We start from the raw sequence: 24403 nt of genomic DNA, 5'->3' as shown, positions 1-24403 counted from the left end.
CCCCGCCCGTTCACGGCAGCGGCAGGAACGCCAGCCGGGCGTGGTACTCCCCGGCCACCGTCACCGTGTCGCTGCCGACCCACAGGCCCCGGTCGGTGGCGTACAGCTCGCCGGTGCCCACCCCCCGGTCCTTTGTCGGGTTCCACGGCAGCGCCTTGCCCGTGGTCGGGTGGATCGCCCCGATGCCCGGCCGGGACACCGCGCCCGGGCCGGCCGAGTTGCGGCCCTGCGGGTTGTCCAGCCAGCGCTGGTGCCCCCCGACGTAGACCGCCGCGCCGGTCACCGCCACCGACAGCAGCGTGTCGCCGCCGGTGTAGTTGGCCCAGGTCGGCTGCTTGCCGCCGGTGGCCGTGCCGAACTCGAAGCGCGCCGCGGTGTCGCAGAGCGTGCCCGGGAACGCCGCCCCGGTGGTCACCACCGCGAACCAGGTGCCGTCCGGGGAGATGTCCACCCCGCGCAGGTACGACGGCATCGACCGCGCGCACTGCGGCTGGTAGCGGTCGGTGGCCCAGCCGGAGAGCGTGGCGCCCGCGCCGGACAGGTTCGCCACCGCGAGCTGGTGCCGCGCCACGCTGGCGACGGTGCTGAAGTTGCCGGCGAACACCAGCCGGGTGCCGTCGGGGGAGACGTCCAGCGCCTCGACCTTCACCGGGGCCGTCGCGCCGGAGGTGGTCTTGCGCGGGCCGGCCAGGTTCAGGTTGACCGACGCGTCGGCCGCCCCCGTGGTGGCGTTCACCGCCGCCAGGGCACGGCGGGTCACCCCGCCGACGGTCTGGAACGCGCCGCCGACGATCAGCCGGTTGCCGACCAGGCGCATGTCGTTCACCTGGTTGTTCAAGGCCGGCGTGGAGAACCCGGCGACCCGGGCACCGGTGGCCGCGTCCACCCGGGCCAGCCGGGACGCCGCGGTGCCGTTGACAGTGGTGAACGCGCCGCCGATGTAGAGCGAACGGCCGTCCGGCGCGGCGGCGAGCGCCTTGACCGCGCCGTTCACCTGCGGCCGGAACGTGGTGTCGATCCGGCCGGTGGTCGCGTCCAGCGCCACGAGCCGGGGCATCGCCAGCTGGGCCGACTGACTGGCGTTGCGCACCTTGGTGAACGTGCCGGCCACGTACACGCGGTTGCCGATCTGGAGGATCCGGTGCACCGTGCCGTCCAGCGCGTGCGGCGTCCAGTCGACCGGGTTCGTGCCGACCACTGTGGTGTGCGCGGCGTTGACGGCGAGCGCCGGGGAACCCGGCAGTGCGGCGCCCGCGACCGCCAGCGTCGCGGCCACCGCGACGGCCACCCGCCGCCGGCGTCCAGGTGGATGATCAGGTGAGGTCTTCATGGCCGAAGCATGCCGTCCGACCAGGGATTCCGCAGTCGGGTAGCCGCCGGTAACCGGCCGCCGACCGGATAAACCGCGTGGCCCGTCCGGCGGCCGGGCAGTACGGTGTCCGGGGTCCACGAGGGAGGGATGCGATGCCGCCGCGCCGGGAGGCCGCCGTGCTGGTCTTCGACGCCGACGACACGCTCTGGGAGAACAACGTCCTGTTCGAGCGTGTCATCGACGACTTCCTCACCTGGCTCGACCATCCGACGCTGGACCGGGCCCGGATCCGCGCGGTGCTCGACGACATCGAGCGCGCGAACGCCGTCGCGCACGGCTACGGCAGCAAGGTCTTCCTGCGCAGCCTCGGGGAGTGCCTGGAGAGGCTGCGCGAGCGTCCGGCCACCGCAGGGGAGCGCGCCGAGATCGAGCAGCTCGCCGCCGCGCTGGTCGGGCACCAGGTGGAGCTGATGCCGGGCGTGGCCGAGACGCTCGACGACCTGGCCGGGCGGCACGAGCTGCTGCTGCTGACCAAGGGCGAGCGCGAGGAGCAGCAGCGCAAGCTGGACGCGTGCGGGCTGCTGCACCACTTCCGGGCCGCGCACATCGTGCCGGAGAAGGACGCCGACACCTACCGCTGGCTGGCCCGCGAGCACGCCTTCGACCCGGCCGCCGCGTGGATGATCGGCAACTCCCCGCGCTCGGACATCCTGCCCGCGCGGGCCGCCGGGATGAACGCGGTCTTCATCCCGAACGAGAACACCTGGATCCTGGAGCACGACGAGCTGGACCCGTCCGACTCGCGGGTGATCCGGCTGGCCGCGTTCCCCGACCTGGTCCAGCACTTCTGAGCGGGCCGGTAACGTCCGGAGGGTGCCGCTGACCTTCCCGTCGCACCTGGCGCCGGTGCTGCCGCTCAAACTGTGGCGGCCGGGCTGGTTCGACGGCGTGGCACTGTGCACCGGCGCGGTGGCGCCGGACGTCGCGTACCTGTTCACCGGCACGCGGCTGGCGCTCGGCATGCGGACGCACACGCTCGGTGGACTGCTCTGGTGGTGCCTGCCGGTCGCCATCGCGTACGCCTGGGTGGTGCGCCGCGTGGTCGCCGGCATCGCGGTGCACCTGCCCGCTCAGCGGTTGTTCGGCTGGCAGTGGTACGCGACGCTGGCCCGGGTACGCCACCCGTGGCAGGTGACCGTCTGCTCGGCGCTCATCGGCGCGTTCAGCCACGTGGCCTGGGACCGGGCCAGCCACAGCGAGCGGTTGCCCCGTCTGCTCGGCGTCGCCGACTTCCACGCCCTGACCGGCGTGTACTGGTACCAGTTCGCCGATCTGGTGACCGGCCTGGGCGGCGGGCTGCTGGTGGTCGGGCTCGCCGTCTACGAGGCCCGCTGCGGGCTGCGGTCCGGTGACGTGCCCGTACCCGGGCCGGAGGCGAAGCCGAACGTGTTCTGGCGGGTGGCGCTGGCGGTCACCGGGCTCGGCGCGCTGCTGCTGCCCGCGCTGCCGGCGGCCGGCGTCGCCGCCCCGGCCGGCGTACGGGCGCTGCACGTGGTCGCGTTGGCGCTCGTCGCCGGGGCGGTGGCGGCCCGGACCGGCCCGCCGTCGCCCGCCGGGCGGACTCGGCGTCTCGAAGTCGAACAGCGCGAAACCGGCTGACCCCGTTACGCCGACATGCCGCAATTCCGCATAGACATCAATCACAACCGCAGTCGTCGGTCATCGCTTGTCCGGCCTGCGCGGACGCGCCTAACCTGAGCCGGCGCCCACGCCTCGTCGGGGTGAGGCGGGGGCGCACCGGAGTCCGGTGGTGAGAGCACCGTGGAGCTGAGTGCGGGCATACCGGCTCGCCGTGCGGAGCCCGGCGGAAGGCGTCGTGCCACGCCTGCCGCGCTCCCGTGGCGCAGACCGCTACCCAACCGGACGGCCGGGGTCAGGACCGGGGAGTTGCGGACCCGGTCCTGACCCGTCCGGCGCCCTCCACCAGCACGCTGGATCGCCGCCCAGATCGCGGGTGGGACACCCCTGGTGCGCGAGCCGGTGACGGAGCGACACTGAGTCATGACACCTCAGCGCGTACCGCTGCTCGCCGGTCTGGTCGTGCTGTTCGTGACGGCCTGCACGGCGACCGGCCACGACGGCGCGTCCCCGGCGCCCACCCCGACGGTCGCGGCGGCGTCCGCGCCGGCCCTCACCGACGCGCCGGAGGCCACCCCCACCCCGCCGGTCCCGACCGATGCCGCGTCGGCCGCCGAGTCCTGGCGCGTCACCTGGGGGTGGGCGGTGCCGGGCGGCCCGGCCCGGGTGACCCATCGGGTACGGGTGCCGGTCACCCCGCCGCCCGGGGAACCGCTGCCCGTCCTGGTGGCGATCGACGTCGGTGACCATCCGGCGGAGGGGTTCAGCCGGATCACGTTCGCCTTCCGCGGTCCCACCCCGTCCTACGAGGTCTCCTACGTGCCGCAGGTGGTGACCGAGGGGCGGGGCGCGCCGGTCACGCTGCCCGGCACCGCGTACCTGTCGGTGCGGTTCGATCCGGCCCAGGCGCACGACGCCCGCGGCGGCGGAACGGCGGACCTGCCGCCAGCGGCGATCCGCTTCCCCACGCTGCGCGGATGGGCGGTGGCCGGCGACTTCGAGGGCCACCTCAGTTTCGGCCTCGGCCTGCAACCGTCCGACGGCGGCCGGCTGCCGGTGCGGCTGGGGGAGTCCGACCGCCCGGACGGCACCCACGTGGTGGCAGTCGACGTGCGGCGGAGCTGATCCGGCGAGGAGTCGGGCGAGGTCGTTGGTTTCGAGCTTCGGATGCCCCGTCGATGAGTGAGTGTCAGCCGACCTCGCCGCGCACGATCGCCACCGCCACCCGGCAGAACTCGTCCATGTCCGGGTTGAACCCGGCGGCGATGTCGGGGTGCAGGCCGGAGCGGGTCTCGTCGAGCAACCGACGGCAGACGTCCTCCACCGGCTCGCCGGCGTAGCCGGCGCGGACCCGGTCGGCGGCCGCCTGCAGGGCCGAGGTCAGCTGATCCTCCAGCGGGCCGCGCAGCTTCCGCTGCACGGGGTCCAGCCCACTCGGATCGAGCGTGACATGTGGCTCCGACATCGGCACTCCCTTCGTCGGCGTCCGCGGTACCCCACCGCGGACGTCGGTCAAACCATCGTCGGTACGGCCGACACCCGGACCAGATATGAGAACTCCTCCGCCGGCTGTTCGACGTACGACAGCCGGCGGATCTGCCGGTCGTCGGCCCAGAGCGCGACGTCGACGAGCACGCCGAGGTGGGCGAGACCGATGCTGGACACCCGCTTCTTGTCCTGGAGCACCGCGCACACCCCGCCCAGCAGGGTGCTGGCGTCGGAGGTGCGGTGCCCGGGCGGACAGCGCAGGGTCAGTTCCACCTCGACCGGCCCGGTCAGCGGGGTCCACCCGGTGCGCTGGGCCGCCGTGCAGGCGGCCTGAAGCAGGGCGCGGACCCTCGTCGCCTGCCGGTGCCCGGCGGCGAAGATGGACAGGGCCTCGGTCTTGACCGGGGGCAGGCCGCTCACCTCGAACGTCAGGGCGAGAGCGCGGGTGTCCTGCACGACGGCACCTCCTCGGGGGAATCCTGCCCAACCGGGGAACGCACGCACGGCACTTCCCGTCAGAACCAACCGATCGGGCGGGCGATGGGGGACGGCCGGAGGCGCGTCGGCGTCGACGGCGACGCGCCGGCTACGGAGCTGGGCAAAACGCTAGCCGAGCCGGCTGACGCTGGGTAGCCTCCGCCGCTCCCGGATCGCCACGGCGGTCGGGCACCGGTGTGCCGGGCCGCCGTCACATGTCCGTGATGTTTCGCTCCGTCGCAGGTCGGGCACGTTCAGCCGCACGACACGCCCGGGGCGTCGGGCGATCGGGCCCGCGCCCCGGTCGTCTCGCCGTGCACCGGGGCACGTGTCACTCCCCGGTTCTTCGCCGAAGAGAGGGGGAGGGTGATGACGACAGTCCCCGACACGGCCGCACGGCGGCCGGCCGGACGCGCGGCGGCAGCGGCCGCCGCGCTCGCGTTGGTGGCCCCGCTGGCCGCCTGCGGGTCCGGCGGCGACGGCGGCGTCCCCACGATCAACCTGTACTACCCGCCCGAGCAGAACCTGCAGAAGGTCGTCGACACCTGCAACACGGCGGCGCAGGGGCGGTACCGGATCGACTACCGGGTGCTGCCGCGCGAGGCCGACGAGCAGCGGGTGCAGATGGTGCGGCGGCTCGCCGCGCAGGACAGCGGGATGGACGTGCTCGGCCTGGACGTCACGTGGACCCAGGAGTTCGCCAGCGCGAAGTGGATCAAAGAGTGGACGGGTCAGGACAAGGCCGAGGTCGAGCAGGGCACGCTCGGCGGCCCGCTGGAGACCGCCCGGTACGAGGACAAGCTCTACGCCGCTCCCAAGAACACCAACGTGCAGCTGCTGTGGTACCGGTCCGACCTGGTGTCGCAGCCGCCGAAGACCTGGGACGAGATGATCTCCGCCGCCCAGCAGCTCAAGGAGCAGGGCAAGCCGTACCAGGTGCTCACCATGGGCGCCCAGTACGAGGGCCTGGTGGTGCTCTACAACACGCTCGCCGAGAGCGCCGGCGGCAAGATCCTCAGTGACGACGGCAAGAAGGCGGAGATGGACGCCGGCGCGGTTCGCGCGCTGGACCAGCTCCAGAAGTTCGCCACGTCGGGCGTGACCTCGCCGTCGTTCAGCAACGCGCTGGAGGACCCGGTACGGCTGGAGTTCCAGTCCGGCAAGGGCGCGTTCCAGGTGAACTGGCCGTTCGTCTATCCGGCGCTGCAGGAGGCCAACCCCGACCTGGCGAAGGACGTGAAGTGGGCCCGGGTGCCCGGCATCGACGCGGACACCCCCAGCAAGGTCACCATCGGCGGGGTCAACCTGGCGGTCAGCAGCTACTCCAAGCACCCGGAGGAGGCGTTCGAGGCGGCCCGCTGCCTGCGTAACGCCGAGAACCAGAAGTTCTCCGCCGTCAACGACGGCGTGCCGCCCACCATCGAGGCCGTCTACGACGACCCGGAGATGACCGAGGCGTACCCGATGAAGGAGACCATCCTGGAGGAGCTGAAGGACTCCGCGGTCCGGCCGCTGACCCCGGCGTACCAGAGCATCTCCACGGTGATGTCGGCGATCCTGTCGCCGCCGTCGGCGATCCGGCCCGAGCAGACCGCCGACGAGCTGCGCAAGGCGATCTCCGACGCGCTGGAGTCCAAGGGGGTTCTGCCATGAGCGCGAGGAGTGAGCCGGTCCTGCGAGCCCCGCAGTCGCGAAAGAAGGTGGCACTGTGAGCGTGAACGCCACCCCGGCCGGCGCGCAGGCCGCCGCCGAGGCCGAGGCCGAGCAGCCGGGCGGCCGGCACGCCGCCGTACCGGAACAGCGGTCCCGGCGCGGAAACCGCGCCCCGCTCAGCGAGAACAAGCGGGCCGAGCGGCGTCTGGGCTGGCTGCTGTGCGCGCCGGCCGCGCTGGTCATGGTGCTGGTCACCGCGTACCCGATCCTGTACTCGGTCTGGCTGTCGCTGCAACGCTTCGACCTGCGCTTCCCCGACGAGCGGGAGTTCGTCGGTCTGGAGAACTACGTCACCGTGCTGACGAACGACTTCTGGTGGACCGCGTTCGGGGTGACCGCGCTGATCACAGTGGTGACCGTCGCGGTCGAGCTGGTGCTCGGCATGGGCCTGGCGCTGATCATGCACCGGACGCTCGTCGGCCGCGGCATCGTCCGCACCGCCGCGTTGATCCCGTACGGCATCGTGACGGTGGTCGCGGCGTTCTCCTGGCGGTACGCCTGGACGCCGGGCACCGGCTACCTGGCGAACCTGTTCGACGGCAGCGCCCCGCTGACCGAGCGGGCCAGCTCGCTGGCGATCATCATGCTGGCGGAGATCTGGAAGACCACCCCGTTCATGGCGCTGCTGCTCATGGCCGGGCTGGCACTCGTGCCGGAGGACCTGCTCAAGGCGGCCTCCACCGACGGCGCGACGGCGTGGCAGCGGTTCACCAAGGTGATGCTGCCGGTGATGAAGCCGGCCATCCTGGTCGCGCTGCTGTTCCGCACGCTCGACGCGTTCCGGGTCTTCGACAACATCTTCGTGCTCACCAACGGCGGCAACGAGACGTCGTCGGTGTCGATGCTCGCCTACAACAACCTGATCCGGGGCCTGAACCTCGGCATCGGCTCCACGATGTCGGTGCTGATCTTCATCACCGTGGCGATCATCGCCTTCGTGTTCGTGAAGCTGTTCGGCACCGCTGCCCCCGGCAGCGACGATGGGGAGAGGCGCTGACATGGCAGTGGAAACCACCACGCGGGCGAAGGTGCGCTGGGGCCTGCTGGACGTCGTGGTAGTCGTCTTCGCGCTGGTCCCCGTGCTCTGGATCGCCTCGCTGTCGTTCAAGACCCCGGCCACGCTCACCGACGGCAAGTTCTGGCCACGGGAGTGGACGCTCGACAACTACCGGACCATCTTCGACACCGACCAGTTCGTCCGGGCCCTGGTCAACTCCATCGGCATCGCGCTGATCGCCACCGCCATCGCCGTGGTGCTCGGGACGATGGCCGCGTACGCGATCTCCCGGCTGGACTTCCCGGGCAAGAAGCTGCTCGTCGGCGTCTCGCTGCTGATCGCGATGTTCCCCCAGGTGTCGCTGGTGTCGCCGCTGTTCGAGATCGAACGGCAGCTCGGGCTGTTCGACACCTGGCCGGGGCTGATCCTGCCGTACATCACGTTCGCGCTGCCGCTGGCGATCTACACGCTGTCGGCGTTCTTCAAGCAGATCCCGTGGGACCTGGAGAAGGCGGCGAAGATGGACGGCGCCACCCAGGCGCAGGCGTTCCGGCGGGTGATCGCGCCGCTGGCCGCACCCGGCGTGTTCACCACGGCGATCCTGGTCTTCATCTTCTGCTGGAACGACTTCCTGTTCGCGATCACGCTCACCTCGACCGAGCGGTCCCGCACGGTCCCGGTGGCCCTGCAGTTCTTCACCGGCGAGTCGCAGTTCGAGGACCCGACCGGGGCGATCTGCGCCGCCGCGGTGGTGATCACCGTGCCGATCATCCTGTTCGTGCTCTTCTTCCAGCGCCGCATCGTCTCCGGTCTGACCTCCGGCGCAGTCAAGGGATAGGTGGTAGCAATGGCCGACATCGTGCTGGACAAGGTGAGCAAGCGGTTCCCGGACGGGACCACCGCCGTACAGGACGTCGACCTGGAGATCGCCGACGGCGAGTTCGTCATCCTGGTCGGCCCGTCCGGCTGCGGGAAGTCCACCACGCTCAACATGATCGCCGGGCTGGAGGACATCAGCTCCGGTGAGCTGCGCATCGGCGGTGAGCGGGTCAACGACAAGGCCCCCCGGGACCGGGACATCGCGATGGTCTTCCAGTCGTACGCGCTCTACCCGAACATGACCGTCCGGGAGAACATGGCGTTCCCGCTGCGGCTGGCGAAGCTGGACAAGGAGACCATCAACCAGAAGGTCGACGAGGCGGCGAAGGTGCTGGAGCTGACCGCGCTGCTGGACCGCAAGCCGGCCAACCTCTCCGGCGGGCAGCGGCAGCGGGTGGCGATGGGCCGGGCGATCGTCCGCCAGCCCAAGGCGTTCCTGATGGACGAGCCGCTGTCGAACCTCGACGCCAAGCTGCGGGTGCAGATGCGCACAGTGGTGTCCCGGCTGCAGAAGCAGCTCGGCACCACCACCGTCTACGTCACCCACGACCAGACCGAGGCGATGACGCTCGGCGACCGGGTGGTCATCATGCGCGGCGGCGCGGTGCAGCAGGTCGGGCCGCCGCAGGAGCTGTACGACCACCCGCGCAACCTCTTCGTCGCCGGCTTCATCGGCTCGCCCTCGATGAACTTCGTGCACGCCGTCGTGGAGGACGGCCGGCTGCGGACCGCGCTCGGTGACGTGCCGGTCGGCGACCGGATCCGCCGCGAGCTGGAGGGCGCCGACGCACCACGGGAGCTGATCCTCGGCATCCGCCCGGAGCACTTCGAGGACGCGGCGCTGGTCGACGACGAGACCCGCCGCCGGGGCATGGAGTTCGAGGCGCCCGTCGACATCGTCGAGTCGATGGGCTCGGACAAGTACGTCTACTTCACCGTCGAGGGGGAGCGGGCCACCGCCGCCGAGCTGGAGGAGCTGGCCGCCGACACGGGTGCGGCGGACTTCGCCGGCGCCGGGTCGAACCTGGTCACCCGGCTGTCGGCGGAGTCGCCGGTACGCGAGGGCGAGTCGCGGCGGGTGTGGTTCAACCTGGAGAAGATCCACCTGTTCGACCCGGGCAGCGGCCGCAACCTGACGCTGCACGAGGGCCGATCGGCCGGCGCGCTCGCCGACTGATCCCGGACCCGCCCGAGGGCCGGTGGCATGTCTGCCGCCGGCCCTCGGCAGGACCGCCGGAGGGGATCGGCAGGCCCTGCGCCGTCACCAGGAGTGGCGCAGCGCAAGGCCGAGGAAACGGGCGTAAGCCGCCAGTGCGGCGTCCACCCGGGATCGCAGCGCGGCGTCGAACGGCACGAGCTGGTGCACGGTCACCCTCACCGCCTTCGCGCCGATCGTCCGCGTCCAGGTGCCGGCCACGCGCCCGCCGCGCACCACAGTGGAGCGGAACATCCCGTTGTTGCCGGGGACCACGGCGGCGGCGTGCGCCGGGTCGAGCATCAGCGACCGGTCCTTGAAGCCGAGCAGGTATTCGTCGAAGCCGGGCAGCGTGTGCACGTCGTCGGCGGGCGCGCGGGGCGCGTCGAGCAGCGCGGTGTCGACCACCGCGGGCTCGCCGTCGACCTCGACCGGGGAGAGCAGGTCACCGGCGAGCGTGATCGCCCGGGTCGCGTCGGTGACGGTCAGGCCGGTCCACCGGGCCAGCTCGTGCCGCGACACCGGGCCGTGGCCGCGCACGTAGCGGTGCGCCAGCAACGCCAGCGCCTCGTCGCGCTCCGGACGGTGCGGCTCGGGCGCCCACTCGTCGAGCAGGACGAACGTCTGCTCGGTGCCGACGTGCGGGGCGATGCAGGTGACGCCGCGCTGGCTGGCGTACCACAGCAGGTGGTAGCCGCGCTGACCGTCCGTGTCCAGCCCGGCGGCGCGCAACGCGGCCAGGCACTCGGCGCGGGTGAGCCGCCCGCCGCCGGTCAGCGCCGCGCCCAGCACGTCGCCGGCCCGGTCGCAGTCGGCGAGGGTCAGCCCGAGCTGCCGCCACCGCCCGCCGATGCCGGCGAGCGTCCGCGCCCCGGTCAGCTCCAGCATCCACCGCGTGTCGCGCGCCGGCACCAGGTGCACGGTGCCGCGCATCGGCCAGGTGCGCAGCGCCTCGCGCCGCTCCAGCGCCGCGCTGACGTCGGCCTGGGTGGAGCCGGGCAGGCGTACGCCGAGCGACCACAGCCCGCTCGCCGCGTCTTGCGCCTGCATGGCGCCGAACCACTCGACCACGTCGGCGACACCCGTCGGGCGGGCGGTGGGGTGCGGGCGCAGCAGCAGGGCGGTCATGCGCAGCGCGAGCGCCTCGGCGCGGCTGAGGCGTACGGTCACGGGCGTCAGCCTAGGCCCGGGGTACGACAACCCGGCCCCTGATCGCGCTGCGCCGGCGGCGCTGCCGACACCAGCGCGATCCCCCGTTCAGGTTCCCGGCGCGGGGGCGGCCGGTGCGGCCGGCGCCGGTCCGATCAGCATCCCGTGTGAGCTGGGCGCAGGCAGCGGTTGCCGGCGGAACTTGCGCAAATCTTGAGCCACGCTCAAGCCAGGCGCCGGTGCATCACCAGCAGGTCGACGTACCCCCGGGTGGGGTGCCGGAAGCCCTCCGGCACCCGGCCGATCACCTCGAAGCCCAGCGACCGCCACAGCGCGACCGCCCGGGTGTTAGTGGCCACCACGGCGTTGAACTGCATGGCCCGGTAGCCGTCGCCCCGGGCCGCGTCGAGCACGTGCGCGGCCAGCGCCCGGCCGACGCCGCGCCCGGCGGCGGCCGGGTCGACCATGAACGAGGCGTTCGCCACGTGGTCGCCCGGACCACCCTGGTTGGGCGCCAGCTTGGCCGAGCCGAGCACCGCGCCGTCCGGCGCCACCGCGACCACGGTGCGCGCCGGCGGGGCCGGCATCCAGAGCCCACGCGCCTGCTCCTCGGTGAGGTCGCGGGGCCAGGTGTACGTCTCGCCGGCCGCCACGATCTCGCGCAGGAACGGCCAGATCAGCGGCCAGTCGGCCGGCGTGGCGGTACGGATCTGCACCCGGCGAGCATGCCACGCCCGGCGTTTGACGGAGCAAGTAACGGGTAGTCGCCGGAGCTGACCCGAAACGAGGAGGAAACGTCTGATGGATGGCCAGGTCAAGGTCGCGGTGATCTATTACAGCGCGACCGGCATCACCTACCAGATGGCGCAGGCGGCGGTCGAGGCGGCGGGGGAGGCCGGCGCCGAGGTGCGCCTGCGCAAGGTACGTGAGCTGGCGCCCGACGAGGCGATCCGCTCCAACTCCGGCTGGCAGGCGCACCGGCTGGAGACCCAGGACGTGATGGAGGCCGAACCGGACGACCTGGCCTGGGCGGACGTCGTGATCATGGGCGCGCCGACCCGGTACGGCATGATCGCCGCCCAGCTCAAGCAGTTCATCGACACCACCGGGCCGCTGTGGGCCAACGGGGCGCTGGCCGACAAGGTCTACACCGGGTTCACCTCGACCGCCACGTCGCACGGCGGCCAGGAGGCGACGCTGCTGTCGCTGTACACGGTCTTCTACCACTGGGGCGGTGTCGTGGTGACCCCCGGCTACACCGACCCGAGCCAGTTCGTCGCCGGCAACCCGTACGGCGCGTCGCACACCAGCAACAACGGCGAGGTGGCCCCGGACCACGTGGCCCTGACCGCCACCGCGCTGACGGCCAAGCGGGCCGTGCTCATGGGGGCGGCGCTGAAGCGGGGCATGGCCGGCTGACCGGCGTGCCCGGGTGACCGGTGGCCGGGCGGGGGCTCTCGAACCCGTCCGGACCACCGGTCGCCAGTGCCCTACCCGCGATCGGCCGCGCCATGCGCGCTCAGCGCCGGCCGGTCGAGCAGATGCCCGAGCAGATCCGCCAGGACCTTCGTGCCGTCCTGGCTCAGCACCGACTCCGGGTGGAACTGCACCCCGGCGAAGCCCGCGCCGCGCAGCGCGTGCACCGCGCCGTCGGCCGGGTCGCGGGACACCTCGACCGGGCCGTACGGGCCGGCGACCCGGTCGGCGTCGGCGCGGGCGGTGAAGCTGGCGTAGAACCCGACGCGGCGGGTCACCCCGAACACCGGCACGTCCCGCGGCAACCCCTGGTACGGCGCGTCGCGGCGGTGCAGCGGCAGGCCCAGCAGCCCGGCGAGCAACTGGTGGCCCAGGCACACCGCGAGCGTCGGCCGGCCCGAGTCGAGCAGCTCGGTCAGCAGCGCCCGCAGCGCCACCATCTTCGGCGCCGTGGCGTCCCGCGGGTCACCCGGCCCCGGGCCGACCACCACCAGGTCGTAGCCGTCCAGCGGGCCCGGGTCCGGCCAGTCCCGCCGGGTCACCGCCAGGCCCAGCGCGCCGAGCTGGTGGGCGAGCATGCCGGTGAACGTGTCCTCGCCGTCGACGATCAGCGCCCGGCGTCCGGCGAGCCCGCGCAGCGCGAGTGCCCCCGGCTTCCGCTGGTCCAGCCAGAACCGGGCCAGCGGGGCGTTGCGGGCGGCCAGCGCGGCGCGTACCTCGGGGTCGTCGGCGTACCGGACGGCCGGCTCGGTGGCCGAGCGCGGCGCGTCCGGGCCCAGACCCAGCGCGGCGAGCACCCCGGCGGCCTTCGCGTGCGTCTCGGCGACCTCCCCGGCGGTGGTCGAGTGCCGGACCAGCGTCGCGCCGACCGGCACGCGCAGCGCGCCGTCCGGGGAGATCTCGGCGGTACGGATCAGGATCGGCGCGTCGAGCGTCTGCCGGCCCTGCTCGTCGCGGCCCAGCAGGGCGAGCACCCCGGCGTAGTAGCGCCGGCCGGCGCGCTCGTGCCGGGCGATCACCCGGCAGGCGTTCTCCATCGGGCTGCCGGTGACCGTCGGCGCGAACATGGTCTCCCGCAGCACCTCGCGGACGTCCCGGGAGCAGCGCCCGGCCAGCAGGTACTCGGTGTGCGCCAGGTGCGCCATCTCCTTCAGGTACGGCCCGACCACCTGGCCGCCGTGCTCGGCGACCACGGCCATCATCTTCAGCTCCTCGTCCAGCACCATGTACAGCTCCTCCACCTCCTTCTCGTCGTGCAGGAAGCGCAGCAGCTCAGCCCGGTCGACGGTCGCGCCCCGGTGCCGGAACGTGCCGCTGATCGGGTTCATCTCGACCAGCCCGTCGGCGACGCTGACGTGCCGCTCGGGGCTGGCGCCGACCAGGATCCGGGTGCCGGTGTGCACCAGGAACGTCCAGTACGCGCCCCGCTCGCGCAGCAGCAGCCGGCGCAGCGCGGCCAGGGCCGCCGCGAGCGGGTCGCCCTGCACTGTGGCGCGCATGGTGCGGTGGATGACGAAGTTCGCGCCCTCGCCCCGGCCGATCTCGTCGGTCAGCACCCGTTCCACTATCGCCGCGTACTCGTCGTCGGGGATGTCGAAGTCGGCGTCGCGGGTGCGTACCTCGGCGTCGGGCAGGTCGTCGAGGAGTTCGACGAGCGGTATCCGCCGGTGTTCCTCGACCGCCAGGAACTCCAGCGGCAGCCCGTCGTCGACGCACTCGAAACCGCGTTCGGTGATCTGCCGGTACGGCACCACCGCCAGCGTGTGCGGCCCGGGGCCGTGCTCTGGCAGTGGCAGGTCGGCGAGCCGGCCGGCGGTGCGTACCGGGCCGGTGAACAGGTCGACATGGCCGGCGCCCTCGCGGCGGACGAGCGCGAACGGGCCGGGGTCGCGGCCGGCCGCGACGGCGGCGAGCGGGTCGGACGGGCGGGTCATCGGGTCTCCTCGGTGGGCCGGTGGCCGCCGGTGAAGGCGACCCGGGATGCCGGGGAAGACCGGCGGCCGCCTCGTCGGGCGGCCGCGTGGGGAAAGCTACGCGCGGGGGTGGGCCGCCGGGTCGGCGGGCCACCAGCAGGACAGATGCGCGAGCATGACGGTCACTGTACGCGGTCGGCGGTCGGCGCGGAACCCGATCACACGAGAGCGGTACGGATCTTGGCGTAGCCGCCGGTCACGGCGGGTAGGTTGACCGGCGATGGACATTCTCGCTCTGGATCTGGGCACCTCCTCGGTGCGCGGCCTGGTGCTCGACGCGGACGCCGTGCCCCGTCCGGGCGCGCTGGCCCGGCGCCGGGTGCGCCTGGTCACCGGGGAGGACGGCAGCGGGACGCTCGACGGCCCGGCCTATCTGGCCTGCCTGATCGAGTGCGTGGACGAGCTGGCCGCCGGTGGGCACCTGCGGGACGTGGAGCTGGTCGCCACCTCCGCGCAGTGGCACTCGGTGCTGCCGGTGGCCGCCGACGGCACACCGTCGGGGCCGGTGCTGACCTGGCTGGACACCCGGCCGGAGCCGCTTGGCGGAGCGACCGGGCCGGCCGACCCGGAGGACTTCCACAGGCGTACCGGCACCTGGTGGCACCGCTGCTACTGGTCGGTGCGGCTGCCCTGGCTGCGCGAGCGGGCCGGCCCGGCCGCCCGTTTCACCGGGCTCACCGAGTACGCGCTCGGCACGCTGCTCGACGAGGCGCCGATGTCCGTGTCGCTGGCCTCCGGCACCGGGCTGTTCGACCTGTGGCGCCTGGACTGGGACGCGGAGGCGTGCGAGCTGGCCGGCGTACGCCCGGATGGGTTGGCGCCGCCGGCCCCGCGGGGCTGGCACGGCCGGCTGAACGCGACGTACGCCCGGCGCTGGCCGCAGTTGGCCGGCGCGCGGTGGGCGCCGCCGGTCGGCGACGGCGCGGCGGCGAACGTCGGCTCGGGCTGCGTCGAGCCCTCCCGCGCGGCGGTGACCGTCGGCACCTCGGCGGCGGTCCGTGTGATCCAGGCGCTGCCGGCCGGTGCGCAGCCGCCGCCGCTGCCGGCGCAGCTCTGGCGCTACCGGGTCGACCACGACCACGTGGTGACCGGCGCGGCGTACTCCAGCGGCGGCAACCTCTTCGCCTGGGCGGCCCGCGAGCTGCGGCTGCCGGAGGGCGCGGAGCTGGAGGCGGCGCTGGACCGCACCGCCGGCCCGGTGCGGGCCGATCCGCGCTTCGGCGGCGACCGTCCACCCGGCACCGCCCCGGCGGGCTCGGGGGAGCTGCGCGGGCTGAGCTTCGGCACCACCGCCGTGGACATCCTCGCCGGTCTGATGAGCGGGCTGTGCCGGCTGGTCGCCGACGACCTGACCCTGCTGGAGGCCGACATCGGCGAGCCGACGGAGGTGATCCTCGGCGGCGGGGCGCTGACCGCCTCGCCGTGGTGGCGCGGGGCGTTCCTCGACGCGCTCGCGCCGCGCCGGGTGGCCTGGCAGCGCAACCCGGAGATCGGCGCGACCGGCGCCGCGCTCATCGCGCTGGGCCGGCTCGCGGAGGCGGGCGAGATCGCCGGGGTCGGCCGGACGGACGAGGCCGCCTCGCACGCGTGACCGTCCACCCGCGGCGCTGACCGTCCTGGTCATGCCGTCCGGGCGGCCGTTGACACCGACCGCCGGCCTGATTGGATGGACTCCGCTCCCCGACGTGGTGGGGCGGGACGAGGAGGCAACCGTGGGCGCAGGTCCCGACCCGGTTCGCGGTGCGGCCCCTCAACCGCACCGGCGGCGCTCCGGGTTCCGGCTGCGGGACTGGCGGATGGGCACCAAGCTCGCCACGGTGCTGGTGATCCCCTCACTGGCGTTCCTGATCCTGGCCGGCATCCAGACCCGGGGACTGGTCGGGCAGACCACCACGCTGAGCGCCTTCGCCGAGCAGGTCGGCATCGGCCGGCAGATCTCCGCCGCCGTGGACCGGCTCCAGCACGAACGGGACCGCACCGCCGGTGAACTGGCCGCGCTGCGCCGCGCCGGCACCGGCGCCGACCGGGACGCCGCCGTCGCCGCGCTCAAGCCGCTCCAGGAGGCCACCGACCGGGCGATGACGGAGCTGCGCACCGCCGCCGCGCCGCTGGCCGACGCCGACGCCGCCTGGCGCGTTTCCTACTCCGAGGCCATCGAGGCGTACGACCAGGTGGTGAACATCCGGGCGGCGGTGGCGCCGGCGGTGCTGTCCAGCGACACCGTGCTGAGCAACTACCACAGGTCCGTCGCGGCGCTGCTGCGCCTGCTGGCCGAGCCGTCGCCGGGCGACGGCCGGCAGGACCTGACCGAGGCGGTGCTGCGGTACGTGCAGGTCTCCCGGGTCAAGGAGCTGTCCTCGCGCATCCGCGCGGAGCTCTACGCCGCCGCCCGGTCCGGCCGGTACGAGCCCGACGCCCAGGTGACGCTGAGCGACCTGCGGGCCCAGCAGCTCACCGCGCTCGGCGCGTTCCGGGTCGCGGCGACCTCGGACCAGATCCGCCGCTACGACCGCACCTCGGTCGACCCGGCGTTCGTCGCCGCCACCCGGATGGAGGAGCGCACCCTGCCCGGCGGCGAGGCGAAGCCGGCCCTGCTGGACGCGGCCCAGTGGTGGGCGGCCGGCGAGCAGCGGCAGGAGCTGTTCCGCCAGCTGGAGAGCGAGATCGTCGCCGACGCGGTACGCGAGGCGGACGACGCCAGCGCCCGGCAACTGCGCGACACGCTGCTGGTGGGCGGCGCGATCGCCACGGTGCTCCTGGCCGCGGTGCTGATCTCGCTGCTGGTCGGCCGGTCGGTGGCCCGCGCCATGCGGCAGCTCCGCGGCCAGGCGCTGCGGATCGCGCAGGTGGACCTGCCGCTGACGCTGGAACGGCTGCGCACGGTGGACCGCCCGGTGGGCGCGATCGACGTACCGCCCGCGGTGATCGACTCGCAGGACGAGATCGGCGAGCTGGCGGAGGCGTTCGTGGCGGTGCACCGCAGCGCCGTCGACGTGGCGGTCGAGCAGGCGATGATGCGGCGCAACGTCAACGCCATGTTCGTCAACCTGGCCCGGCGCAGCCAGGTGCTCGTGGAGCGGCAACTGGAGCTGCTCGACGAACTCGAACGCGAGGAGAGCGACCCGGACCAGCTGGAGAACCTGTTCAAGCTCGACCACCTCGCCGCCCGCATGCGCCGCAACGACGAGAGCCTGCTGGTGCTCGCCGGCAGCGAGTCGACCCGGCGGTGGAACCGCCCGGTGGGCCTGGGCGCGGTGCTGCTGGCCGCCAGCGCGGAGATCGAGCAGTATCAGCGGGTGCGCCACGAGAACCGGACCGACCTGCACGTCGTCGGGCACGCGGTGGGCGACCTGGTGCACCTCTTCGCGGAGCTGCTGGAGAACGCCACCGCCTTCTCCCGCCCGGACACCGCGGTGCGGGTGGTCGTCGAGCCGGACGGCCGGGGCGCGCTGGTGCAGGTGGTCGACGCGGGCCTGGGCATGAGCCCGTCGGCGCTGGCCGAGGCGAACGCGGTGCTCGCCGAGCCGCCGGCCGCCGACGTGTCGGCCTCGGAGCGGATGGGCCTGTTCGTGGTGAGCCACCTCAGCGCCCGGCACGGCGTACGGGTGCGGTTGAGCGCCAGCCGGGCGGGCCTGGTGGCCCGGGTGCGGATCCCGGCCGAGCTGCTCGCCGAGGCGCCCACGCCGGAGACGGACCGGCCGGGGCCGGACCGGCTCGGGCGCGGCGCGGAGCAGCGGGCGCTCACCGGTCGGGTCGCGGCGTCCGGGGCGCTCGTGGCGGCGACCGCCGAACTGCCGGTGGCCGGATGGCGTCCGGCGCCGGGCCAGCCCGCGGCGCTGCCGGTGTCCCCGCTGACCGGCCGGCCGCTCGGCGACGGAACCGACGCCGCGCCCGGCGCGCCGGCGCCGGCCGCCGCGCCGGTCACCGCGCCACGGCCCCGGCCGGGACGGGCCGAGGACGTGCTCACGCCGGACGCCGGCGCGGCGGGCGGCGGCTGGTTCAGCCGGCAGGGACCGGCCGCGTCGGCGCCGGGTGTGACGCCGGCCCCGGCGGCGACGCCGGTGACCGGAGGGACGAACGAGCGGGGCCTGCCGGTACGCGTGCCGATGGCCCAGCTCACCTCGGTCGCCCCGGCCGGGCGTCCGGACCGCCCGGTGGTGCGGCACGAGCCGGATCCGGAGGCGGTCGGCGGCATGCTGTCGCGCCTCTACAGCGGCGTACGGCGGGCCGAGGCCGAGGAGACCACCGAGATGTACCTGCCGCACGACGAAGGAGGGCGACGACAGTGACGACGTTGAGCCAGGAGGCACGCGACCTGAGCTGGCTGGTGAACGCGTTCGCCGAGCGTGTTCCGGGGGTGGCCCACGCGGTGGTGGTGTCCTCCGACGGGCTCCTGGTGGCGATCTCGGCGCACCTGCCCCGCGACCACGCGGACAAGCTCGCCGCGGTGACCTCCGGCCTGATGAGCATCACCGCCGGGGCGGCGCAGATGTTCGACGGTGACGTCGTCAAGCAGACGGTGGTCGAGATGGGGCGCGGCTACTTCCTGGTGATGCAGATCCGGGACGGCTCGATCCTGGCCACGCTGGCCGGGGCGGACGCCGACATCGGCGTGGTCGGCTACGAGATGGCGCGGCTGGCCAAGCAGGCGGGCGAGATGCTCACCCCGGCGTTGCGCGCCGAACTCCAGCAGGCGCTGCCGCGCTGAGAGCGCGCCCGGCCGGTGGTCTGCCGGCCGGGCGCGCACCGGGTCACAGGCCGTTGCGGCGGATCACGTCGCGGTACCAGTGGGCGCTGCGCTTGAGCACCCGTCGCTGGCTCGCGTAGTCCACGTAGACCAGGCCCCAGCGCTGCTCGTACCCCTCGGCCCACTCGAAGTTGTCAAGCAGTGACCAGACGTGGTAGCTCTCCAGCGGCACCCCGTCGGCGACGGCCCGGTGGGCGGCGGCGAAGTGGTCGCGCAGGAAGGCGACCCGCCCGGCGTCGTCGATGTTGCCGTCCGGACCGGGCACGTCGGGGCAGGGCAGGCCGTTCTCGGTGATGGTGATCGGCACCCGGCCGTAGTCGCGGGTGACCCGGGTCAGGATGTCGTACATGCCCTCCGGGTAGATCTGCTGCCACTCCGCCTCGGAGGTGGGCCACTTGCGGACCGTGTCGCGGGTGCCGGTGACGTAGAGCGGCGTGTAGTACTGCACGGCGAGCAGGTCGACCGGGCTGGAGATGATCTTCAGGTCGCCGTCGCGGACGCCGCGCGCCATCCGGCTGTCCGGGCCGAGGTCGTCCAGCACGTCCTCCGGGTACGCGCCCTTGAAGATCGAGTCGAGGTAGAGGCGGTTCTCGTAGCCGTCGTGGAGCCGGGTCGCGGCGGCCGACTCGGCCGAGTCGTCGGCCGGGTAGCAGGGGTGCAGGTTGAGCGCCGGGCCGATCCGGCCGGTGACGCCGGAGGCGCGCAGCGCCCGCACGGCGAGGCCGTGGGCGAGCTGGAGGTGGTGGGCGACCAGATACGCCGCGTCCTCGTCGCGGATGCCCGGCGCGTGGTGGCCCCAGATGTAGCCGTTCTGCACCACAGTCTTCGGCTCGTTGATGGTCAGCCAGACCGGCACCTGGTCGCCGAGGGCGCGGAACACCACGTCGGAGTACTCGGCGAAGCGCTCGGCGGTGTCCCGGTTCTCCCAGCCGCCGGCGTCCTGCAGAGCCTGGGGGAGATCCCAGTGGAACAGCGTGGCCATCGGCGCGATGCCGCGCTCGTGCAGCCCGTCCACCAGGCGGCGGTAGAAGTCGAGGCCGCGCTGGTTGGGGCGGCCGGAGCCGTCGGCCTGGATGCGCGGCCAGGAGATGGAGAACCGGTAGCTGCGCAGCCCCAGCTCGCGCATCAGGTCCAGATCCTGGGCGTACCGGTGGTAGTGGTCGGCCGCGACGTCGCCGGTGTCGCCGTTGCGGGTGCGGCCCGGCGTGTGGCTGAAGGTGTCCCAGACGGACTCACCCCGCCCGTCCTCCTTCGCGGCCCCCTCGATCTGGTACGCCGAGGTCGCCGCCCCCCAGCCGAAGCCGTCCGGGAAGCGCAGCCCGCGATCCGGCTCCGGGTCGGTGGTGCGCTCGGGCCGGCTGTCGCAGCCGCCGAGCGCGACTGTCGACGCGGCGACCCCGGCCGCGGTGGCGCCGGCGAGCCCGGTCCGGGCCGCGCCGGCCGCGGTCGCGGAGAGGGCGGCGCGGCGGAGCAGGCGCCGTCGGGTGAGTAACGACATGAGGCTTCTCCTCGGAGTGACGGGCCGCCCAGGGCCGGGAGCGCTCCCAGCATAGCCAGGGGCGGCCGGCCCCGATCCGGCGGTCGCGGCGAGGATGCGGCGCGGCCGGCGGGCGGCCGGAAGGGTGTGGGGTGGGCGGGGGCGTCGCTCGGGAACGTCGCTCGCGGCGGCGTGAGCGGCGAGGGATGGGGCGGATAGCGCGAAAGGCCGTCCGGGTGGCGTGTCACGCCTGTCCCGTCGGCCTCTTTTGCCGTCGACAACGGGGGTTTAGTGTGGGGACGGGGGAGGGCAACCCCCGTCCCCACCGATGGTGCACACACGCACGAAGTGGAATTGGCGTCCGTCGTGCGCGTCGCGCGGGAGCCGGGCCACGCGAGTGGCTCTGGTTCCACCTCCCTCCGTCTGGCGGGTGGCGGCCGGCGGCGGCGTCCGGGCTGGTCCGCCGTCGGCCTCTGGGCCGACGCGCCGGGCACGGGTGTACCCGGCGATCCAGTACTTATATCTCCGTCGATGGAAGCGCTCCCATCGGCGATGCTGCGACTGTAACGCTCGTCACGGGTTTGGAAAAGACCCTAAACGAGATCGAAACATGGAAGCGCGTATCTGCCCTGGCCGTTGTGGTGGGAGCGCTTCCATGTCACACTCTCGTCACGCAGCGCGGAGCCAGTGAACGCGAGCGCGGGCCGCCGAGGGCACCCGGTGACGAACCGGTGCGGCGCCCCGATCCCCGGCACGGCCGGGACGACCACCTTTCCGGACGCCTCCGTCCCCCCGCGTACGCCCGTCGTCGCGTGGAGGCGCCCTGCCGGGGCCCCGAGGTCCCGGCCCGGTCCGAGGAGACACCGCCCACATGAGACTTCTGGCCAGACGTCGCCGTACGGCGATGGTCGCCGCCACCGCCCTCGTCATAGGCGGGGTGGCCCTGCCCGCGGGCGCCGCACAGGCCGCGCCCGCCTGCGACGTGACCTATGCGACGACCGACTGGAACAACGGGTTCACCGCCAACGTCACCATCAAGAACCTGGGTGACGCGCTGAACAACTGGTCGCTGAAGTTCGCCTTCCCGAACAGCAGCCAGCGCGTGGTTCAGGGCTGGTCGGCCCGGTGGAGCCAGTCCGGCAGCGAGGTCACCGCGACGAACGAGTCGTGGAACGGCAGCCTGCCCACCGGCGCGTCCACCAGCATCGGCTTCAACGGCAGCTACAGCGGCAGCAACCCGAAGCCCACCGCGTTCACCCTCAACGGGGTCGCCTGCAACGGCGCGCAGACCAACCAGCCGCCGACGGTCTCCCTGAGCGTGCCGGCCGGCCCGTTCGAGGCGCCGGCGGACGTCCCGCTGACCGCGACCGCGAGCGACACCGACGGCACCATCAGCAAGGTCGAGTTCTACCGCAACGGCCTGCTCGTCAACACCGACACCACCGCGCCGTACGGTTACGACCTGCTCGACCTGCCGGCCGGCAGCTACACGGTGCAGGCCAAGGCGTACGACAACGCGGGCGGCACGGCGGTCTCGGAGAAGTCGTTCACAGTGACCGCGGCGAGCGGGCCGAAGCTGGTCGCCAGCCCGTCGGCGGTCACCGTGTCCGAGGGCGGCAGCGCCACGGTCCGGTACACGCTCAGCGCGGCACCCACCGCCAACGTCCCGGTGACCCTCGCCGTCACCGGCGACAGCGACATCACCGTCTCGCCGTCCACGCTGACGCTCACCCCGAGCAACTGGAGCACCGGCGTCACCGCGACGGTCTCCGCCGCGGAGGACGCCGACACGGTCGGCGGCACCGCCACGATCACCGCGTCGGCCACCGGCTACGCGCCGATCTCCGTCGTGGCCACCGAGGCGGACAACGACACCCCCGGCGGCGACAACGCCTACATCAAGAAGTTCCTCGACCAGTACGGCAAGATCAAGAACTCGGGCTACTTCAGCCCCGAGGGCGTGCCGTACCACTCGATCGAGACGCTCATCGTCGAGGCGCCCGACCACGGCCACGAGACCACCTCGGAGGCGTTCAGCTTCTGGCTCTGGCTGGAGGCGCAGTACGGCCGGGTCACCCAGAACTGGGCCCCGTTCAACAACGCCTGGACGGTGATGGAAAAGTACATCATCCCGTCGCACGCCGACCAGGCCACTGCCGGTTCGCCCGGCACCCCGCAGTACGCCGCCGAGCACAACCTGCCCAGCCAGTACCCGTCGGCGCTGGAGGCCAGCGTCCCGGTCGGCCAGGACCCGCTGCGCTCGGAGCTGCAGTCCACCTACGGCACCGGTGACATCTACGGCATGCACTGGCTGCTGGACGTGGACAACACCTACGGCTTCGGCCGCTGCGGCGACGGCACCACGCGGCCCGCGTACATCAACACGTTCCAGCGGGGCACCCAGGAGTCGGTGTGGGAGACCGTGCCGCAGCCGTCCTGCGACACGTTCAAGCACGGCGGTCCGAACGGCTACCTGGACCTGTTCGTCAAGGAGTCCAGCGCCCCGGCCAAGCAGTGGAAGTACACAAACGCCCCGGACGCCGACGCGCGTGCCGTCCAGGCCGCCTACTGGGCGCTGACCTGGGCCAAGGCGCAGGGTAAGCAGGCCGACGTCGCGGCCACCGTGGCCAAGGCCGCCAAGATGGGCGACTACCTGCGTTACGCGCTGTTCGACAAGTACTTCAAGAAGATCGGCAACTGCGTCGGGGCGAGCACCTGCCCGGCCGGCAGCGGCCGTGACTCGGCGCACTACCTGCTCTCCTGGTACTACGCCTGGGGCGGCGCGTACGACGCCTCGCAGAACTGGTCGTGGCGGATCGGCTCCAGCCACAGCCACTTCGGCTACCAGAACCCGTTCGCGGCCTGGGCGATGACGAACGTCGCGGAGCTGAAGCCGAAGTCGCCGACCGCGGTCTCCGACTGGCAGAAGAGCCTCGACCGGCAGCTCGAGTTCTACACCTGGCTCCAGTCCGCCGAGGGCGGCATCGCCGGTGGCGCCACGAACAGCTGGGACGGCAGCTACGCCCAGCCGCCGGCCGGCACCGCCACCTTCTACGGCATGTACTACGACGTCGACCCGGTCTACAACGACCCGCCGTCGAACCAGTGGTTCGGCATGCAGGCCTGGTCGATGCAGCGCATCGCCGAGCTCTACCTGGAGACCGGCAACGCGAAGGCCAAGGCGCTGCTGGACAAGTGGGTGCCGTGGGCGATCGCGAACACCACGCTGGGCACCAACTGGTCGATCCCGTCGGACATGAAGTGGACGGGCCAGCCGGCCAACTGGAACCCGAGCAGCCCGCAGCCGAACAGCAACCTGCACGTCGAGGTGACGGTGAAGGGCCAGGACGTCGGCGTCGCCGGCGCCTACGCCCGCACGCTCATCGCGTACGCGGCCAAGTCCGGCAACACCGCGGCGAAGGACACCGCCAAGGGCCTGCTGGACGCGCTCTCGGCGTCCGCCGACAGCAAGGGCGTCTCGACGCCGGAGAAGCGCGGCGACTACAAGCGCTTCGACGACGTCTACAACGCCGCCGACGGCCAGGGTCTCTACGTGCCCAACGGCTGGACCGGGAAGATGCCCAACGGCGACGCGATCGCCCCGGGCAAGAGCTTCCTGGACATCCGGTCGTTCTACAAGAACGACCCGGACTGGCCGAAGGTGCAGGCGTACCTGAACGGCGGTCCCGAGCCGGTCTTCAACTACCACCGGTTCTGGGCGCAGGCGGACATCGCCATGGCGTACGCCGACTACGGCACCTACTTCCCGCAGGGGTGAGGTGACCCCTCCTCCGCGGGCGGGCGCGAGCCCGTACCCCGGGCACCAAGAAGGTGATCGTCCAGCTCTTCGAGTGGACCTGGACCTCGGTGGCCGCCGAGTGC

Annotated in this window: 19 protein-coding genes; 12 read left to right on the top strand and 7 right to left on the bottom strand. The window is 73.0% G+C overall.

Translation table 11 applies throughout. The features are described from left to right. Positions 1–10: 10 nt before the first annotated feature. On the bottom strand, positions 11–1330 hold the full coding sequence (locus AB0B20_RS20515) for a hypothetical protein (RefSeq protein WP_357472493.1): 1320 nt from the start codon (positions 1328–1330) through the stop codon (positions 11–13). Positions 1331–1464: 134 nt separating this feature from the next. On the opposite strand from AB0B20_RS20515, the gene AB0B20_RS20510 reads away from it, so the two are divergent. The 3 genes from AB0B20_RS20510 (at position 1465) to AB0B20_RS20500 (ending at position 4075) form a co-directional block, all read left to right on the top strand. Then, the gene (locus tag AB0B20_RS20510) at positions 1465–2163 is read left to right on the top strand and encodes an HAD family hydrolase (RefSeq protein WP_357472490.1); all 699 of its coding nucleotides are present in this window, start codon (positions 1465–1467) and stop codon (positions 2161–2163) included. Between the two features lie 22 nt (positions 2164–2185). Further along, positions 2186–2971 (top strand): DUF4184 family protein, encoded by a 786-nt coding sequence (locus AB0B20_RS20505; protein ID WP_357472487.1) that lies wholly within the window; start codon positions 2186–2188, stop codon positions 2969–2971. Positions 2972–3373: 402 nt separating this feature from the next. Further along, the gene (locus AB0B20_RS20500; RefSeq protein WP_357472484.1) at positions 3374–4075 is read left to right on the top strand and encodes a hypothetical protein; all 702 of its coding nucleotides are present in this window, start codon (positions 3374–3376) and stop codon (positions 4073–4075) included. A 64-nt stretch (positions 4076–4139) separates the two neighbouring features. On the opposite strand, the gene AB0B20_RS20495 is transcribed toward AB0B20_RS20500, so the two are convergent. Together AB0B20_RS20495 and AB0B20_RS20490 are read right to left on the bottom strand one after the other, a co-directional pair. After that, on the bottom strand, positions 4140–4415 hold the full coding sequence (locus AB0B20_RS20495; RefSeq protein WP_357472481.1) for a hypothetical protein: 276 nt from the start codon (positions 4413–4415) through the stop codon (positions 4140–4142). Between the two features lie 47 nt (positions 4416–4462). Then, positions 4463–4894: a hypothetical protein gene (locus AB0B20_RS20490; RefSeq protein ID WP_357388105.1), complete on the bottom strand. Its 432-nt coding sequence runs from the start codon at positions 4892–4894 to the stop codon at positions 4463–4465. Positions 4895–5284: 390 nt separating this feature from the next. On the opposite strand from AB0B20_RS20490, the gene AB0B20_RS20485 reads away from it, so the two are divergent. From AB0B20_RS20485 to ugpC, 4 genes are read left to right on the top strand one after another with little or no spacing between them, the layout of a single operon-like run. Continuing rightward, positions 5285–6568: an ABC transporter substrate-binding protein gene (locus AB0B20_RS20485; RefSeq protein WP_357472478.1), complete on the top strand. Its 1284-nt coding sequence runs from the start codon at positions 5285–5287 to the stop codon at positions 6566–6568. A 55-nt stretch (positions 6569–6623) separates the two neighbouring features. After that, positions 6624–7625, top strand: coding sequence for a sugar ABC transporter permease (locus tag AB0B20_RS20480; protein WP_357472475.1), 1002 nt, complete (start codon positions 6624–6626; stop codon positions 7623–7625). Between the two features lies 1 nt (position 7626). After that, a complete protein-coding gene (locus tag AB0B20_RS20475; RefSeq protein ID WP_357388111.1) occupies positions 7627–8463 on the top strand; it encodes a carbohydrate ABC transporter permease in 837 nt (278 codons plus the stop codon). A 9-nt stretch (positions 8464–8472) separates the two neighbouring features. After that, positions 8473–9681, top strand: coding sequence for a sn-glycerol-3-phosphate ABC transporter ATP-binding protein UgpC (gene ugpC, locus AB0B20_RS20470; protein ID WP_357388113.1), 1209 nt, complete (start codon positions 8473–8475; stop codon positions 9679–9681). An 84-nt stretch (positions 9682–9765) separates the two neighbouring features. On the opposite strand, the gene AB0B20_RS20465 is transcribed toward ugpC, so the two are convergent. Both AB0B20_RS20465 and AB0B20_RS20460 read right to left on the bottom strand, forming a co-directional pair. After that, a complete protein-coding gene (locus tag AB0B20_RS20465; RefSeq protein WP_357388115.1) occupies positions 9766–10869 on the bottom strand; it encodes a winged helix DNA-binding domain-containing protein in 1104 nt (367 codons plus the stop codon). Between the two features lie 203 nt (positions 10870–11072). Beyond that, on the bottom strand, positions 11073–11564 hold the full coding sequence (locus AB0B20_RS20460; RefSeq protein ID WP_357472472.1) for a GNAT family N-acetyltransferase: 492 nt from the start codon (positions 11562–11564) through the stop codon (positions 11073–11075). Between the two features lie 85 nt (positions 11565–11649). On the opposite strand from AB0B20_RS20460, the gene wrbA reads away from it, so the two are divergent. Next, positions 11650–12267 (top strand): NAD(P)H:quinone oxidoreductase, encoded by a 618-nt coding sequence (wrbA, locus tag AB0B20_RS20455; RefSeq protein ID WP_357388119.1) that lies wholly within the window; start codon positions 11650–11652, stop codon positions 12265–12267. Positions 12268–12338: 71 nt separating this feature from the next. Here wrbA and AB0B20_RS20450 read toward each other — a convergent pair whose 3' ends face one another. Then, positions 12339–14258, bottom strand: a complete 1920-nt coding sequence (locus AB0B20_RS20450) for a chorismate-binding protein (RefSeq protein ID WP_357472469.1) — start codon at positions 14256–14258, stop codon at positions 12339–12341. A gap of 259 nt (positions 14259–14517) precedes the next feature. Between AB0B20_RS20450 and AB0B20_RS20445 the strand changes: the two genes are divergently transcribed. The 3 genes from AB0B20_RS20445 (at position 14518) to AB0B20_RS20435 (ending at position 19005) form a co-directional block, all read left to right on the top strand. After that, on the top strand, positions 14518–15888 hold the full coding sequence (locus tag AB0B20_RS20445) for an FGGY family carbohydrate kinase (RefSeq protein ID WP_357388123.1): 1371 nt from the start codon (positions 14518–14520) through the stop codon (positions 15886–15888). A 121-nt stretch (positions 15889–16009) separates the two neighbouring features. Then, positions 16010–18586 (top strand): nitrate- and nitrite sensing domain-containing protein, encoded by a 2577-nt coding sequence (locus tag AB0B20_RS20440; RefSeq protein WP_357472465.1) that lies wholly within the window; start codon positions 16010–16012, stop codon positions 18584–18586. Between the two features lie 5 nt (positions 18587–18591). Beyond that, on the top strand, positions 18592–19005 hold the full coding sequence (locus AB0B20_RS20435; RefSeq protein ID WP_196806755.1) for a roadblock/LC7 domain-containing protein: 414 nt from the start codon (positions 18592–18594) through the stop codon (positions 19003–19005). 43 nt (positions 19006–19048) lie between these two features. Here the strand turns inward: AB0B20_RS20435 and AB0B20_RS20430 are convergent, their stop codons facing one another. Next, entirely contained in the window at positions 19049–20542 is a 1494-nt protein-coding gene (locus tag AB0B20_RS20430; RefSeq protein ID WP_357386603.1) for a GH1 family beta-glucosidase, read from the bottom strand. 859 nt (positions 20543–21401) lie between these two features. Between AB0B20_RS20430 and AB0B20_RS20425 the strand changes: the two genes are divergently transcribed. Next, positions 21402–24299 (top strand): glycoside hydrolase family 48 protein, encoded by a 2898-nt coding sequence (locus tag AB0B20_RS20425; protein ID WP_357472632.1) that lies wholly within the window; start codon positions 21402–21404, stop codon positions 24297–24299. The last annotated feature ends 104 nt before the right edge of the window (positions 24300–24403 follow it).

Source organism: Micromonospora sp. NPDC049151 (genome assembly GCF_040648395.1).
Taxonomy (GTDB): Bacteria; Actinomycetota; Actinomycetes; order Mycobacteriales; family Micromonosporaceae; genus Micromonospora.
The sequence above is the reverse complement of the archived record's forward strand: the minus strand, read 5'-3'. Positions and strand labels throughout refer to the sequence as shown.